Below are 15,402 nucleotides of genomic sequence, written 5' to 3'. Positions count from 1 at the left end.
GGATAAGATGTATAATTTTATATTAGCGACTTAAATTTTTTCACCATAGTGGAAAGTTTGGTTATAATAAGAAGACCATAATAGAATGAGGGATAAGAACATGATTACAATTAAGACGAAAGAACAGATTCAAAAGATGAAGCTTGCTGGTGATATATTAGCTGCGTGTCATCGAGAAATTAGCAAGATGATCGTTCCTGGAATTACAACATTGGAGATCGATCGATTCGCTGAACAATTTATAATTAAGAACGGGGCTACTCCTGAACAAAAGGGATACAATGGTTATCGTTTTGCGACTTGTGCATCCGTCAATGACGTTATTTGTCATGGATTTCCTTCTCATACGAAGTTAAAAGAAGGGGACATCGTGACCATTGATATGGTCGTCAATTTAAACGGATGGTTAGCAGATTCTGCTTGGTCTTACGCTGTAGGTCAAGTATCTGAGCAGTCACAGAAGCTTATGGATGTAACGAAGGAATCTCTATACAGAGGGATCGAGAAGGCAGTCATCGGTAATCGAATCGGAGATATTTCACACAGTATTCAAGTGTATGCTGAAGCAGAGGGTTTCTCTGTCGTTAGAGAATTCATTGGACATGGAATTGGTATGGATATGCATGAAGATCCCCAAGTTCCCCATTACGGTCCGCCTAATCTAGGTCCAAGACTTAAAGAAGGCATGGTTATTACGATTGAGCCTATGATCAACACCGGGACTTATCGTAGTAAATTAGATGATGATGGTTGGACAGCAAGAACACTGGATGGTGGATTATCTGCACAGTATGAACATACGATAGCCATTACGGCAGAAGGTCCTATTATACTGACTGATCAAGGTGTTTAAGATGACGGATTGTCCTTCCGATTGCTGTTGCCCTCCGATTTCTTGAGTGTATTCCGCATAGCGGTTGAAATCAGAGGGCAAAGCATTTGCTTCCGAAGTAGCTTACGGTAGGAACGCTTGTAGGCGAACGCTACCGCTTCTTCAGGACAATTCCGTCATCACCATTCACTATTATAGCTGTAATAAGTACATCTAAAATCAACCCAATCCCTTGGAAGCTAACTTTAGTTGCATGGAGGACATCTAAATTACTGGAAACTCCACATTTCAGCGTTATTGTCATTTTTAACTGTAGTTTATACAACTAATTCTCTCTATCCCTACTTTTCCTGCTAATTAAATGTACTTTCTGCATCTATTTTAGCAGAAATGAGTGCTTTCTTATATTTTGAATAAAGGCGATTTTTCATTCTATTCTGAATGAAAAATCGCCTTTATTTATGTTCTTCGACGTATTATAAACTAATCAATTTTCGCACCAAAAGCTCGCGTAAAAGTAACGGCTTGGTGAAGGTCCATTTTAACCCCCGTTATATCTAATGCTTTAAAATCAATGCCATCTAGAATGGCCCCTCGAAGATCAGCGCTCCGGATATTTGCTTTTCCTAATTGAACTCGTGTTAAATCAGCATCTCTGAAGTCAACTTTTTCTAAGTTAGCTCCAGACATATCAGCTTCTGAGAACCTTACTTTACGTAAATTTTGTTTGCCTAAGTTAACATGCCGAAGATTAGTGTAAGACCAATCACCTTCTTCAATGGTTATTCCATCCATTCTAGCCTTGAAGAAATCCGATCCAATCATCTTACAATTTATGAATTTAGACACAAATAAGTTGCTCTCGTGAAATTTACAGTTGGTAAATGCCGAACCATGATGTTGAGAGGAGTTAAGAGTGGCATTCGTAAAATCACAATTAATAAATAGACAACCTGTGGTCAATACCTCTTCTAATGGTGTACCACGGAAATTACAGTCTTCGAAGGTACAGTTGCGAAGTTCTCCATAGCGTAGGTCAGAGTTGCTAAAGTCAATGTCGGTGTAATTCTTATCTACATGCTGAAACATGATGATCATCTCCTATAATGTACATTATACTAATAATACAATACTTAATGTTATGAAGATTAAATATGATGTTTCTGTGAAAATTACAGATTGCGGATCCTCTTCGAAGTGATGATTCACTCATGTGAATACAAACTGGCAATGGAGGAATAGTAATGTTGTTGTGTTCTGATAAGGAATAAGGTATGATATAAAAGTAAGTAGATAACATTTAGGAGGTCGCTTTAATAATGTCATTAGAATTTTTGGAAGCCATTAAGAATAGACGTTCGATTTATGCAATTAGTAAAGAATCCGTTGTATCTGATGAAAGAATTCACGAAATCGTTAATGAAGCTGTAAAACATACACCATCTTCTTTTAACTCACAAAGTGCAAGAGTGGTTGTTCTTCTAGGGGAACAACATGATAAGCTTTGGAATATTACAGAGAATACTCTAAAAAAAATTGTTCCAGAAGATCAATTTACTCCTACGGCTGAGAAAATGACGATGTTCCGCAATGGATATGGTACGATATTATTTTTTGAGGATCAAGATGTTATTGAAGGGCTTCAAACGTCATTCGCAACGTATGCAGATAACTTCCCGATCTGGTCACTACAATCCGCAGGTATGCTCCAATTGGTTGTGTGGACTGCTCTAGAAGTCGAAGGGTTGGGTGCATCTTTGCAACATTACAATCCCCTTATCGATGATGAAGTGAAAGCAACTTGGAACATTCCAGCATCATGGAAGCTTCTTGGTCAAATGCCATTTGGTAAACCACTTGCTCCTGCTGGTGAGAAACAATTCCAACCACTAGAAGACCGCGTTTTAGTATTTAACTAAATTGCAAGTTATCACATAAATAAAGAAGCCATTCTCCTTTTCTTTTACGAAGAGAGGGTCTGGCTTTTTTTGAAATATAAGAAAGTACAATCTTTTTGAAAAAGGACGGTACAGCCGGTTCTACTTGATTATTTTGAAATAGGGTATAATGTGGACTATAATAGTTTTACTATAGACTCATAATGGGGGAGTAGAAGAGATGCAACTCATAGATCAGACACGCGTTCAACGGGTTATTGAGCAATTCAAAGACCAAGATCTGTATATTCATCTAGAGATGACAACAGGAGCTTATGCTTCTCACAATGATAAGTCCAAATTCACTGCATCGACATTTATCCGTAATGGAGTGATTCGATATTCGCTAGGTTCGATTGAAGGTGATGGTCCTTTTCGTGTAGGACTGAAGATGGAGCAAGGATGGGTGTATTCACAAGGACTAACTCACTGGGATGAAAGTGATGAAGAACGTCTCATCCTTGCTGGTCATGATCATGATGGGAAGTTGGTCGTATCACTCCAACTAAGTAAAGAACCATTTTAACTAGAAATGGATGGTCAAGCCAAGCACGACAGAGATTCATAAACCGTCCAGAGAAAGAAGGTACAACCAAATGGAACGTCATATATTAGTAGTACTACCTCATCCTGATGATGAATGTTTTGGTCTCTCAGGAACATTAGCCAAATATATTAGTGAAGGAACTCCTGTAACGTATGCTTGTTTAACTTTAGGAGAGATGGCCCGTAGTATGGGTGATCCACTATTCGCTAACCGTGTCACACTTCCTCAGATTCGCAGATTAGAACTAGAGGAATCTTGTCAGCATATAGGAATAACAGATATTAGAATGATGGGTTACCATGATAAAACGATTGAATTTGAAGATCATGAGCAAATGAGTGAAAGAATAGCTGCCTTAATAACCGAATTGAACCCATCTCTTGTCATAACCTTTCATCCGAAGTATAGCGTGCATCCCGATCATGATGCTACTGGAGCAGCTGTTATTCGAACGATTGCTAAGATGCCAAAGGAACAAAGACCTGTTGTCCACTGCCTAGCATTTACCAAGGGCTGCGAGCAAATATTAGGTGAGCCAGATGTTAAGAATGATGTCATTCCTTTTCTGAAGCAAAAGCTAGGATCGATACAATCGCATCGTTCTCAGTGGCAATTACCTACGGACCCTCACATGGTAGAGAGTGAAGAAATGAAAGAAAGATTCGGAACAGAGCGATTTTGGACTTATTCTTTTTAAAGCACAAGGCGGATTTCCTGTGAATGGGAGGTTCGTCTTCTTTTAAATATAAGAGGTTGGTGATGAGATGAGGTTGAGGTTGAATATTAAATGGAGTATTGGATTAACCGTCATATGTGTCATGCTAGTTCTTGGTGGTTGTAGTTCGGGTAATAGTAAGGATGTGGGTCAACTCGATTCTTCAACGAATACGAATCATATAGCACCAGATGATCAAACAACGGATGCGGGTGAAGGCACTAAAGTGCCACAACAATCTGAGGATGAAGGTATCTTGCCGGAGGAAGTCCCAATCGAACCCACTGATCCTGTAGAAGATCTCTTGAATAGTATGAGTACAGACGAAAAGATAGGCCAACTGGTTGTCGTTGGCATAGATGGAACGATAAATAATGAGGATAGTGAAACATTTATTGAAGATTATCATGTCGGAGGTTTTATTTTCTATAAAGATAATATGGAGTCAACGCAGCAAGCGTTACGGTTATTTAATGATCTAAAACTCAGTAATGAGGTCAATAAAGTTCCACTCTGGATGAGTGTGGATGAAGAGGGTGGCCGAGTGACGCGAATGCCCAAAGAATTTATGAAGTTACCTACGAATAAAGTGATTGGGAAGAAGAATGATGCTAAGCTTTCTAATGAAATCGGACAAATCCTTGGTCGAGAATTACAGGGGTTTGGATTGAATATGGACTTTGCTCCAGTGCTTGATATTCATAGTAATCCTAATAATCCTGTCATTGGGGATCGTTCTTTTGGGAATCAGGCAGAGGTAGTTAGCTCGCTTGGTATCGCTACTATGCATGGCATTCAATCCCAAGGAGTTGTACCCGTAGTGAAGCATTTCCCGGGTCACGGAGATACGTCAGTGGACTCTCATATTGGCTTACCTATTGTCGAGAATAGTCTGGATCGTTTGCGCAGACTTGAACTTCTTCCATTCCAAGATGCCATTAATCAAGGGGCAGAAGTCGTTATGATTGCACATATTCTAATGCCAAAAGTAGACCCGGATTTCCCAGCGTCATTATCTAAGGTCGTTATTACAGAAATCCTTCGTGCGGAGTTGGGGTTCAGTGGTGTTGTCATGACAGATGATATGACCATGGGAGCCATCGTTGACCATTATGATCTTCCTCAATCTGCTGTCCAATCGGTACTTGCAGGCACAAATATTGTGCTCGTCGGTCATGATGTTGAGAAGGGGATAGCGGTTATAGACGCTTTGACAGATGCTGTGAAGAACGGTAAGATTTCAGATGAGCTATTAAACAATCGAGTGTATACAATATTGAAGCTTAAAGAAAAGTACGGATTGAGTAATGAACCTGCCAAAGGTCCAGATGTTCAGGCACTAAATGCGGACATACAAAAAATAGTTAATAAGGTTGGACAAACTAATAAATGATGAAGACAATTAGGAGGAGTTATTAATGGTAGTTCATGATGGGAAGTTGTTCGTATTCGTAGGTTCATACGCTGAATCGGCAGATAACGGTATTTATGTATATACCTTTGATGAAGGAACAGGGCAATTAACACTCGTTGATGAGGTTGCTGGACTGCAGAATCCAACCTTTTTAAATGTGGATCATATTAAACATAAGCTATATGCTATTTCAGAGTCGAAATCCGCGGAAGGTACCAAGATTGGTGAGATCGTAGAATTCGCAGTGGAACCAATAACAGGATCACTGAAGCTCATTCAGCGCAAGGATAGTGTAGGTGCGCCGACATGCCATATCCAACGGGATTCAGAAGGGAAGTATCTTACGGTTACTAGCTACCACGGGGGGATGATCGGTCTATTCTCTCTCAAAGAAGATGGTAGTTTGGGAGAATTATTGGATGTTGCGCAGCATGAAGGAAAAGGTGTACTCGCTGAACGTCAAGATCGGCCACATCCGCATTCCTCTTTCTTTAGTCCTGATGGCAGATTCTTTTTCGTACAGGATCTCGGATTAGACCTTATTCAAGCGTATAGTATTAATGAGGACAAGCAACAGTTAATTAAACAAGGAATTGTGAAGCTGCAACCAGCTGCTGGACCAAGACATCTAACATTTCATCCGAATGGAGCATATGCTTTCGTGATTAATGAGATTGACTCAACGATTACGTCTTTCAATTATGATGCTGAGCATGGTAAATTAAGCGAACGAGAGACTGTACCGACACTACCAGCAGATTTTGAAGGGGACAATGGTTGTGCAGAAATATTGATTTCACAAGATGGTAAATTTGTATATGGTTCCAATCGTGGTCACGATAGTATGGTGGTGTATGCCTTTGATGAAGTGACGGGTAAGCTGACACTTGTAGAACATGTATCCGTAGAAGGAGCACATCCGCGTCATTTCGAATTTACACCTAAAGGTGACTATCTTTTTGTAGCTAATAGAGATACGAACAATATTACGATATTCCGAGTTGACCAAGAGTCGGGAAAAATACAATATACAGGCGATAGCGTAACGGTGTCTAAGCCAGTATGTGTTAAGCCTTTTTATATGTAATATCCTCCATGAGTTACTAATTTCACAATAAATAAATACACCACATACCGATATAATGTATACTGAGATAAGGAACCAATAAGAGGTGATAACAACTATTGAAAGCGCATTTTATTATAATGCGGATTCAAAAGGTGACTTTTTGAATATCCTCTTATAATGCGAGTAATAATTGTTTGATGGGTTCCATATAATCCAGCAAAAGGTGGTGAGATCAATGGAACTATGGGCAATCTGGCTCGTCATCGGAGTTATTCTGTTTGTCGTGGAGATGCTGACATTAACCTTTTACCTGTTATGGATTGGCATCGGGGCGATTGCGGCAGCACTTATTGCTCTGGTAGTACCTGACTTATTCTTCGTTCAGGCGTTATTTGGTTGTATTGTAGCACTGGTGTTGACCTTCTTCACGAAACCATTGACCAAATTTATGCGTAAATCGGATGGTTTCACGGATGTTATTGATGAATTAGTCGGCAAGCAAGGAATTGTTATTGAAGAAATTGACGTCAGTAAGAATGGTATCGTGAAGGTTGGCAACGAAACATGGAGTGCTTCCTCAGATCAGCTTTTACGCAAAGATGAAATTGTCATTATTGTACAACGTGGTACCACTGTCTTAGAAGTCCACAAATGGGAAGGGGTTTCTTAATGGAGTATGGTTGGGTAATTGTTCTAATTATTCTCGCTATTGTCGTTGTTTTTATTTCGTTGACTATCAAGATCGTACCACAACAACGTGTTGGCGTTGTAGAGCGACTTGGTAAGTTTCATCGTTTATTAAATCCAGGATTAAATATTCTTATTCCAGTGATTGATCATGTACGGGTATACCATGATTTGCGTATTCAACAGGCGAATGTGCCTCCGCAAACGGTTATTACCAAAGATAACGTACAAGTAGAAATTGATACGATTATATTCTATCAAGTCGTTGGACCGGATCAAGCTACATACGGGATATCTGACTACGTGTATGGTGTACGTAACATATCTACTGCAACGATGAGACAGATCATCGGTAAGATGGAGTTGGATGAAACGTTATCTGGACGTGAGAAAATATCGTTAGAGATCCGTGTTGCTTTGGATGAAGCGACAGAGAAGTGGGGCGTACGGATTGAGCGGGTTGAAGTTATTGATATTCAGCCGCCAAGAGATATTCAAGAAGCGATGGATAAGCAGATGAAGGCTGAACGTAGTAAACGTGCTATCGTTCTTGAAGCAGAAGCTGCTAAGCAAGACATGATTCTTCGTGCTGAAGGTGATAAGCAGAGTAAAATTCTAAAAGCCGAAGGGGATAAGGAAGCGCGTATCCGTGAAGCTGAAGGATTAGGTCAGGCTCAAGAGCTAGAAGCTATTGGTGAAGCGAAGGCGATCTTGGCTGTTGCACAAGCAGAGAAGAATCGTATAGAGATGATTCGTGAAGCTGGTCTTGACGAGAATGTTCTTGCGTATCGTTCTTTCGAAGCGCTAACTGAGATTTCTAAAGGACCTGCTAATAAAGTGTTTATTCCTTCGAATGCTGTTGAGATTCTTGGCAGTCTAGGTGCTATCGGGGAAATATTTAAATCTAAGAAATAAGTCATATTCATGTCAATATAAATTGAAAGAAGCCAAATTCCTCTTGAAGGGTTTGGCTTCTTTCAATTTATCTTGATAATATTATATTACTGTATACATATGGAGGGTAAGTGACTTTGACGAGCATATTGGAAATGAATCAATTGAGTAAGCGATACGGAGATCAACCTATATTAAACGCCTTTACATCTCAAATTACTAATCCAGAAGTGATTACACTTCTGGGGAAATCAGGGCAAGGTAAAAGTACGCTTCTGCGGATTCTATGCCGTATGGTGGCACAGGATGATGGTGAGGTTCGATTATATGGACGTTCATGTCTTGAGGTAGACCCTCAAGAATGGAGAAGGAGAATCAGCTATGTCTCTCAACAATCTTATATGCTTCCAGGCAGTGTTGAAGATAATCTAAGAACCGTGAGTCAGCTTCACAAAATAGATTTTGATCATAACTTAGCGAAGCGGCTCATGTCGTCTTTAAATCTAGATTATCTGGATTGGGGCAAGAAATCGTCTGAATTATCTGGAGGAGAGAAACAAAGAGTTGCCCTCGTTCGTTCACTTATGCTCCGATCGGAAATTCTACTGCTAGATGAGGTTACGGCTTCACTAGATATGCAGAGCAAGCTAGCGGTAGAGAAGCTGTTACAAGATTGGCGAGAGCAGGAAGGGGCAACCTGTATATGGATAACACATGATCTTGAACAAGCGCAGCGACTAAGTCAAAGAGTATGGTTCATTGAGAGTGGTGTCCTATTAGAAGATAGTAGTTGCCATGATTTCTTTGACAATCCGATGACAGATAGTGCAAGAAGTTATTTACAACTAGTTCCCCAGGAGGAATGTTAATGTCTTATGTAGCTCTTAGCTTTACGCTTATATTTGTGATGATCACGATGTTAGTCTCCATGTGGCAGAAGCTCGATTTAGAGAAGGATATTGCGATTGGTACGATCCGTTCTGCGATTCAATTACTATTAGTAGGATACGTGCTGATGTTTGTATTTCAATCTCAACATCCTATGTTTATCTTGTTAATTATTTCAGTCATGATCACGGTCGCCGCCTGGAATGCGGGTAAACGTGGTAAAGGATTACCTGGCATACGCTGGCGTATAGCTCTCTCTATTGGTTGTACAGAAGTTCTAATGATGGTCTTACTCTTAGGATTACATATAATAGAAGCAACACCACAATATATTATCCCAATCAGTGGTATGACGATTGGTAATGCGATGGTTGTATCAGGTCTATTCTTGAATCATATGAAGCGCGAGGTTGAGTCTAATCGTGGTGAAGTAGAGACTTTATTGTGTCTAGGTGCTAGTGCGAGACAGGCTATTCAGGATTCCTTGAAGAGATCGGTTAAATCAAGTATGATTCCAACCATCGATGGGATGAAGACGGTTGGAATCGTCCAGTTACCGGGAATGATGACTGGGATGATTATAGCGGGTGCTGATCCTGTAGAAGCAGTACGTTATCAGATTTTAATTGTGTTTGCCTTGACTTCCTCAGCAGCGATTACTAGCATTGTTTTAGGTCTGTTGAGTTATCGACTGTGGTTCACGAAAGATTTACGTATGGCCTCCTTATAGAGGAAGTTCAAAAAGTCGTCGGTAGGACTCTGAAAAAGTCCACACACATTGGTGTAGGATACCGCTACGATAACGGATTGTCCTTCCGATCGCTGTTGCCCTCTGATTTCTTGATTGTATATCCACAATGGTTGAAATCAGAGGGCAAAGGCGACCGCTCCGCTTCTTCAGGACAATTCCGTCATCTTCGCTACTTCGAACATAGGGTCTGACTTTCTGCAAATATTAGTCTTGTTTAGAGTGTTTTCGCGCAATTTATTGGTGCAGAAAGTGCCCCTTTTTTTATTCGAATTCATTTCACGGAATTAAAAGCATAAGTTTTTCAGTGGCCCTGTGGAATCTTCGTGAGCGGATGTGGCACTTACTTTAGATACATCGGAGAAAGGGAAATCCTTCCGATATCAAAATCGGATGCTGACAACTTTCTCGAAGGTGTGAAGGATACACTTAAAGGCGTGACTTGGAAGGATGATAGCTGGCAACTAGGAAATGAATTACGGAGATCCAATAGGCTCGAATGGCGAGGATAAATACAACGAGGGTGTCCATAATCATGAACGTGGCGAACCAGGCGATTTTACCTTGTGACTGAACGTACGATCTGATTTAAAATAAAAATTTGATGACTAGTCTTGGGATGTAAAACAGAATTTCTAGAAATAACTCAATGTAGTTCGATCTTCGTTCAGATCTAGCTCTATCGTATTTCATCGAAGTCACCTCAGTATTGGAATTTGTTAACTTTATTATACAGTGATTTGAATTCCAAAAGAAAGGACTGACGGAGAAGGGAGAAAATACAAGCAGAGTTGCTGAGAACGATTGGTCAGTGCATTATGAATCGACAGTTCCGGATGTCCTATATCTACGAGGCATGTTTTATCGTATTAAGTGAGGTAATAGGTTGAATATCCACTAAAGAGTTAGTTTTAAGGTGATCTTTTGACTACTAGCTGCAGTTGCAGATGCGGATGATTTAGATTGTGGTTATAATAGAAGAAAGTATATAATAATCTTGGCTAAACACTAAAATCAGCGCTTGACTATTTCGATAAGATCCGATTGCAGTTGTGCTCAATTAAACCTTATACCGATCTTAATCTGTTGTGAAGTAACTTAAGAACCACCTTTCCATAGAGCCACACTAACCACCGTATGGTATAAAGCCTGCAACGGCTTTTCGCAGGAATATGACACTCATCTGAACAAGTAGGTAGGAAGAATGTTTTCTTCTGATTCCACAGTCTTAAACTCCTAATAAGAGGGATTGGATCGGATGAAGTGGAGAAGTACGAAGCAGCGCAGATGACGGAATTGTCCTGAAGAAGCGGTAGCGCTCGCCTTTGCCCTCTGATTTCAACCGCTGTGCGGTATACAATCAAGAAATCGGAGGGCAACAGCGATCGTAAGGACAATCCGTTATCGTAGCGGCATCCTACACAAATTTTTGTTAAGTACTGGTTTGGTTTTGGGTCAGAAGATAATGATCATAATTTCAATCCATAAATAAAGGAAATGATAAACTATTATGAAACGAATACCGAATGGGATCAAGAATCGATCTATTGTGCTGCTCCAACAAAAAAAGTTAATGTTTCTATTCATTACACTAATGATTGGGTTAATTATTTTAGTATTTAGTAAAATATCCTACATATTTACACCGATTACAACGATACTGAGCACCGTGGCGGTACCTATAATACTAGCTTCCATAGCCTATTATTTACTCAATCCGCTCGTGGATTTCATGGAACGTAGAAAGATTAAGCGTGGTTATTCTATACTTATCCTCTATGCACTCATAATTGGGCTATTGAGTATTCTTATTGTTGAGATTATTCCTGTCATTCGTAATCAGGTGATGGGATTTGTTGAGAATGTCCCTATGTATAGTCAAGAAATTCAGATCATATTCGAGAACTGGATTGGCAGTGATTTATTCACTCAGATTCAGAATAACCTCGGATTCAATGCACCTGATATCATGGGTGAGATTTCATCGAAGGCGGCTTCATTTTTCAATAATACGTTTAAAGGGATTAGTACCGTTGTAGGAGCAGTAACGGAATTCGTATTAGCCTTTATTATTGCACCGTTTATTCTAGTGTACTTATTGAAGGACGGAAAGAAATTGCCACAGTATATGCTTAAGCTTCTGCCAACGAAGGTACGCCCGCATACATCTAAAGTTCTAAGCGAAATGAGCCATCAGATTAGTTCATATATTCGCGGACAGATTATTGTTAGTTTCTGTATTGGAATTCTACTGTATTTCGGTTATCTCATTATTGGAATTGACTATCCCGTGGTGCTTGCTATCATTGCGGCTTTTACAAGTATGGTTCCTTATTTAGGACCGACAATTGCTATCACACCTGCCATCATCATTGCGCTAGTAACGTCACCGATCATGTTGATCAAAATGGTTGCGGTATGGACGATCGTTCAATTAATCGAAGGGAAATTCATATCTCCACAAATTATGGGAAAGACATTAAAAGTTCATCCCATTACGATTATTTTTGTTATTATTGTTGCTGGTAAATTATTTGGTGTTGTCGGCATTATACTTGCGGTACCTGGTTACGCTATTCTGAAAGTTATCGTTATGAATCTATTTGAGTGGTTTAAGAATGCGACAGAATGGTATGATCCTATTCCAGAAATGAGTGAGAAAGAAGAGGGAGAAGAGATATGAATACTACGATAGATATTATATATGAACCACCCACGCCTGATGAGTATAATCAATTAAGGACTAAAGCAGGTTTGAGCGCTAGAGATAGAGCAGGAGCAGCTATAGCATTGACCCATTCGATCTTTAACATTACGTTGAGACAGTCGAATGAACTTATTGGGATGGGAAGAATTATCGGCGATGGTGGGTGCTTTTATCAAATTGTAGATATTGCAGTGGATCCTACTCATCAAGGAAAAGGTCTGGGTAAACTAATTATGGTTGAAATTACGCAATATTTAGACCAGAACGCATTTAAGGATTCCTATGTAAGTTTGATTGCAGAAGTCCCGGCCGATCGATTATATAAGAAGTTTGGGTTTGAATACACGCAACCAAAGTCTGTTGGAATGTATAAGAGATACTAGTTTAAGGTTGCTTATCCTAAGCTTCTACGTTAGAATTTCTGGAGTGTGTTACTTACAGAATAGGATGGAGCGCATGTACGTGAAGAAATTCAAGAAGTTTTATATTGAGATTACTAGTGTGTGTAATTTGGCATGTACCTTTTGTCCGCAGACAAAGCGACAAGCTAATTTCATTAAAATCGATGCGTTTACCAAAATATTAGACGAAATCAAACCTCATACGGATTATTTATACTTCCATGTGAAGGGTGAGCCGCTGCTTCACCCCAAAATTGATCAACTCTTGGATTTAAGCCACGAGAGAGGATTCAAAGTTAATATTACGACAAACGGAACACTTCTTCATAAAGCGAAGCATAAAATTATGATGAAACCAGCCTTACGTCAGCTGAATTTCTCGTTACATAGCTTTGATGGTCATGAAGGTTCGACGAATAAGGAAGAGTATGTAGCGTCTGTCCTTAATTTTGCGAAAGAGGCTGTGGAGAAATCAGATGTTCTGGTATCACTTAGACTTTGGAATTTGACGGAAGATAACATCACTAACCTCGAACGAAATAGAAATCGACAGATTCTCGAATGGATTGAGACGGAGTTTAATCTCGATTTTAAAATTGAAGAAAAGATAGCTCCAGGTAGTGGTGTGAAAATTGCCAAACAAATCTATCTCAATCAAGATCATGAGTTTAAATGGCCTGATTTGAAAGAAGAGGAAGACCACGGAAAGGGATTCTGCCATGGTCTGCGTAACCAAGCGGGTATTCTTGTAGATGGTACGGTCATTCCTTGTTGTCTGGATGGTGAAGGTGTGATCAATCTAGGGAACATCAATCAGACGCCATTCTCTGAAATTGTGGAGAGCGAGAGAGCGAACAATCTTTATGATGGGTTCTCCCGTAGAGAAGTTGTAGAAGAGTTATGTAGGAAGTGTGGATACCGCAAGCGGTTCTCTTAATGGGAATTACATGAGCAGGAGCTAATACACTCCTGCTCCTTTTGTTGCGTTATGTAAGAATTAGAAATTATGAAATCATAGGGGATGTATTTTATGGATAAATGGTTTCACTTTCGCTGGTGGAAACTTGCTCTACTCATAGTGCTCTTCATCGGTGTAGTGATGGCGGTCTACCTGAAACCATACGCACCAGATGCGATAGCACTTGAGGCAATGAAAGATGGCAATGGAATAACCGTGTCTGAACAGAGACGGTGGATTCAATTCGATCCAGAGAAAGCTGATGGCTTAAACGTCATCTTTTATCCTGGTGGCTTAGTAAATCCTAAAAGCTATGCACCTCTTGCTAAAGAGCTTGCTATGCAAGGATACCGGACATATATTGTGAAAATGCCCTTGAATCTTGCAGTACTTGGCGGAAATAGAGCTAATGGCATACTCAGTATGGAACCTAATGATACTTTTGTAATAGGGGGCCATTCACTAGGGGGCGTTATGGCTTCACGGTTTGCGGCTAGCCATCCAGATCAGCTCGCTGGTGTGTTCTTTCTTGCGGCATATCCGGATTCAAAAGGAAGCTTGGTTGAGATGGATGTACCTGTCATCTCTCTTACTGGATCGGAGGATGGTGTCTTGAAGAAGGAAACTTACGAGATTGCTAAACAATATCTCCCACAATACTCAGAATATTATGTAATTGAAGGTGGTAACCATGCCCAATTCGGGAGCTATGGTCCGCAAAAGGGAGACAATCCTACGAAAACAACATTTGAAGTGCAACTTCAAACGTTGATAGAGAAATTATCGGAGTGGATGAATAGATTGGAGTGAAGATCATTCGTTGAAGAATGATGTTGGAAGTGTGAAAAGGGTGTCCAAAGTAAACGAGCAGGCTATCATGTTAAAGAGCGCCAGATGTTGTAGCAGAAGAAGATCGAGATGACTGGATTTGTGTATCGAGAAGATGATATGCCTCCCAATCAGTTTGTTATTTCTAGACTTGCTGTGCAGCGTTGTTCAGCAGATACGGCTCCTTATGGTATAATAGTGGAATCAGAGATAGCTAATAGGGTTGCAGAGGTTACATGGGTTGAATTGACCGGAGTCATTGGTCAGACAACTTATAGGGGGAGTAACATAACGTTACCCTATGGGAAAGGAACGAATGTCATGACAGTGGATGAGGACAGTAAATCGTCGAGAGTTAAACAAATGATTGATGTGATGACGACAAGCGGCTGGCGGATTACGGAACAACGGAGAAAATTAGCCGAAATATTTACTGATGCCAATGGATATTTATCTCCAAAAGAAGTATACGATCAGATGACGATTCCATATCCAAGTGTAAGCTTTGATACGGTGTATCGAAATTTACGTTTATTGAGCGAAATGGGCGCGTTGGAGCAATTCTACTCTATGGATGGCGGTTTGAAATTTAAAGAAAGCTGCTCAACACATCATCACCATCATTTAATCTGTGTCAATTGTGAGAAGACATTGACGTTCGATTATTGCCCAATGGAGCAATCGCTGAAGTTACCGGGCTCATTCAAAATTGTGAATCATCGATTCGAAGTTTATGGATTATGTGAGGAATGTCAAAAAGAAACCGTTAACGTTTGA

The 15,402-nt window shown here is 40.0% G+C and carries 18 protein-coding genes and 1 pseudogene; 17 read left to right on the top strand and 2 right to left on the bottom strand.

Annotated elements, in window-relative coordinates; genetic code table 11:
• Positions 1-100 precede the first annotated feature (100 nt).
• Positions 101-853 (top strand): type I methionyl aminopeptidase, encoded by a 753-nt coding sequence (gene map / locus AC1TO9_RS05300; protein ID WP_482058581.1) that lies wholly within the window; start codon positions 101-103, stop codon positions 851-853.
• A 130-nt stretch (positions 854-983) separates the two neighbouring features.
• Here the strand turns inward: map and AC1TO9_RS05295 are convergent, their stop codons facing one another.
• Positions 984-1,136: a hypothetical protein gene (locus AC1TO9_RS05295; protein ID WP_482058580.1), complete on the bottom strand. Its 153-nt coding sequence runs from the start codon at positions 1,134-1,136 to the stop codon at positions 984-986.
• Between the two features lie 179 nt (positions 1,137-1,315).
• Entirely contained in the window at positions 1,316-1,921 is a 606-nt protein-coding gene (locus AC1TO9_RS05290; protein WP_482058579.1) for a pentapeptide repeat-containing protein, read from the bottom strand.
• 230 nt (positions 1,922-2,151) lie between these two features.
• Between AC1TO9_RS05290 and AC1TO9_RS05285 the strand changes: the two genes are divergently transcribed.
• From AC1TO9_RS05285 to AC1TO9_RS05210, 16 genes and pseudogenes are all read left to right on the top strand, one after another.
• Positions 2,152-2,751 carry a nitroreductase family protein gene (locus AC1TO9_RS05285; RefSeq protein WP_482058578.1) on the top strand — a complete coding sequence of 200 codons (600 nt, stop codon included), beginning with the start codon at positions 2,152-2,154 and terminating at the stop codon, positions 2,749-2,751.
• Positions 2,752-2,950: 199 nt separating this feature from the next.
• Positions 2,951-3,295 (top strand): YojF family protein, encoded by a 345-nt coding sequence (locus AC1TO9_RS05280; protein WP_482053762.1) that lies wholly within the window; start codon positions 2,951-2,953, stop codon positions 3,293-3,295.
• Between the two features lie 70 nt (positions 3,296-3,365).
• Positions 3,366-4,013 carry a bacillithiol biosynthesis deacetylase BshB2 gene (gene bshB2, locus AC1TO9_RS05275; RefSeq protein WP_482053761.1) on the top strand — a complete coding sequence of 216 codons (648 nt, stop codon included), beginning with the start codon at positions 3,366-3,368 and terminating at the stop codon, positions 4,011-4,013.
• A 79-nt stretch (positions 4,014-4,092) separates the two neighbouring features.
• The gene (nagZ, locus tag AC1TO9_RS05270) at positions 4,093-5,424 is read left to right on the top strand and encodes a beta-N-acetylhexosaminidase (RefSeq protein ID WP_482053760.1); all 1,332 of its coding nucleotides are present in this window, start codon (positions 4,093-4,095) and stop codon (positions 5,422-5,424) included.
• A gap of 25 nt (positions 5,425-5,449) precedes the next feature.
• Positions 5,450-6,532, top strand: a complete 1,083-nt coding sequence (locus AC1TO9_RS05265) for a lactonase family protein (protein ID WP_482058577.1) — start codon at positions 5,450-5,452, stop codon at positions 6,530-6,532.
• Positions 6,533-6,749: 217 nt separating this feature from the next.
• The gene (locus tag AC1TO9_RS05260) at positions 6,750-7,184 is read left to right on the top strand and encodes an NfeD family protein (RefSeq protein ID WP_482053758.1); all 435 of its coding nucleotides are present in this window, start codon (positions 6,750-6,752) and stop codon (positions 7,182-7,184) included.
• Positions 7,184-8,116: an SPFH domain-containing protein gene (locus AC1TO9_RS05255; RefSeq protein WP_482053757.1), complete on the top strand. Its 933-nt coding sequence runs from the start codon at positions 7,184-7,186 to the stop codon at positions 8,114-8,116. The genes AC1TO9_RS05260 and AC1TO9_RS05255 overlap by 1 nt, the downstream gene beginning before the upstream one ends.
• Positions 8,117-8,232: 116 nt before the next feature.
• Positions 8,233-8,964: an ABC transporter ATP-binding protein gene (locus AC1TO9_RS05250; protein WP_482058576.1), complete on the top strand. Its 732-nt coding sequence runs from the start codon at positions 8,233-8,235 to the stop codon at positions 8,962-8,964.
• Positions 8,964-9,713 carry an ABC transporter permease gene (locus AC1TO9_RS05245; protein WP_482058575.1) on the top strand — a complete coding sequence of 250 codons (750 nt, stop codon included), beginning with the start codon at positions 8,964-8,966 and terminating at the stop codon, positions 9,711-9,713. The genes AC1TO9_RS05250 and AC1TO9_RS05245 overlap by 1 nt, the downstream gene beginning before the upstream one ends.
• Before the next feature lie 344 nt (positions 9,714-10,057).
• Positions 10,058-10,243 carry a RusA family crossover junction endodeoxyribonuclease gene (locus AC1TO9_RS05240; protein ID WP_482058574.1) on the top strand — a complete coding sequence of 62 codons (186 nt, stop codon included), beginning with the start codon at positions 10,058-10,060 and terminating at the stop codon, positions 10,241-10,243.
• A 998-nt stretch (positions 10,244-11,241) separates the two neighbouring features.
• Complete coding sequence (locus tag AC1TO9_RS05235; protein ID WP_482058573.1) at positions 11,242-12,414, top strand: AI-2E family transporter; 1,173 nt, start codon at positions 11,242-11,244, stop codon at positions 12,412-12,414.
• Positions 12,411-12,821, top strand: a complete 411-nt coding sequence (locus AC1TO9_RS05230) for a GNAT family N-acetyltransferase (RefSeq protein WP_482053752.1) — start codon at positions 12,411-12,413, stop codon at positions 12,819-12,821. The genes AC1TO9_RS05235 and AC1TO9_RS05230 overlap by 4 nt, the downstream gene beginning before the upstream one ends.
• Positions 12,822-12,900: 79 nt before the next feature.
• On the top strand, positions 12,901-13,776 hold the full coding sequence (locus AC1TO9_RS05225) for a radical SAM/SPASM domain-containing protein (RefSeq protein ID WP_482053751.1): 876 nt from the start codon (positions 12,901-12,903) through the stop codon (positions 13,774-13,776).
• Positions 13,777-13,869: 93 nt separating this feature from the next.
• Entirely contained in the window at positions 13,870-14,607 is a 738-nt protein-coding gene (locus tag AC1TO9_RS05220) for an alpha/beta hydrolase (protein WP_482058572.1), read from the top strand.
• A gap of 108 nt (positions 14,608-14,715) precedes the next feature.
• Positions 14,716-14,949, top strand: a pseudogene (locus AC1TO9_RS05215) (TIGR03943 family putative permease subunit); the annotation flags it as partial.
• The gene (locus AC1TO9_RS05210; RefSeq protein WP_482054468.1) at positions 14,947-15,402 is read left to right on the top strand and encodes a Fur family transcriptional regulator; all 456 of its coding nucleotides are present in this window, start codon (positions 14,947-14,949) and stop codon (positions 15,400-15,402) included. The pseudogene AC1TO9_RS05215 and the gene AC1TO9_RS05210, both read left to right, overlap by 3 nt.

The sequence above is a fragment of the Paenibacillus sp. Y916 genome, from assembly GCF_056786435.1.
Note: the sequence above shows the minus strand (reverse complement) of the source record. Positions and strands in the feature narration are given on the sequence as shown.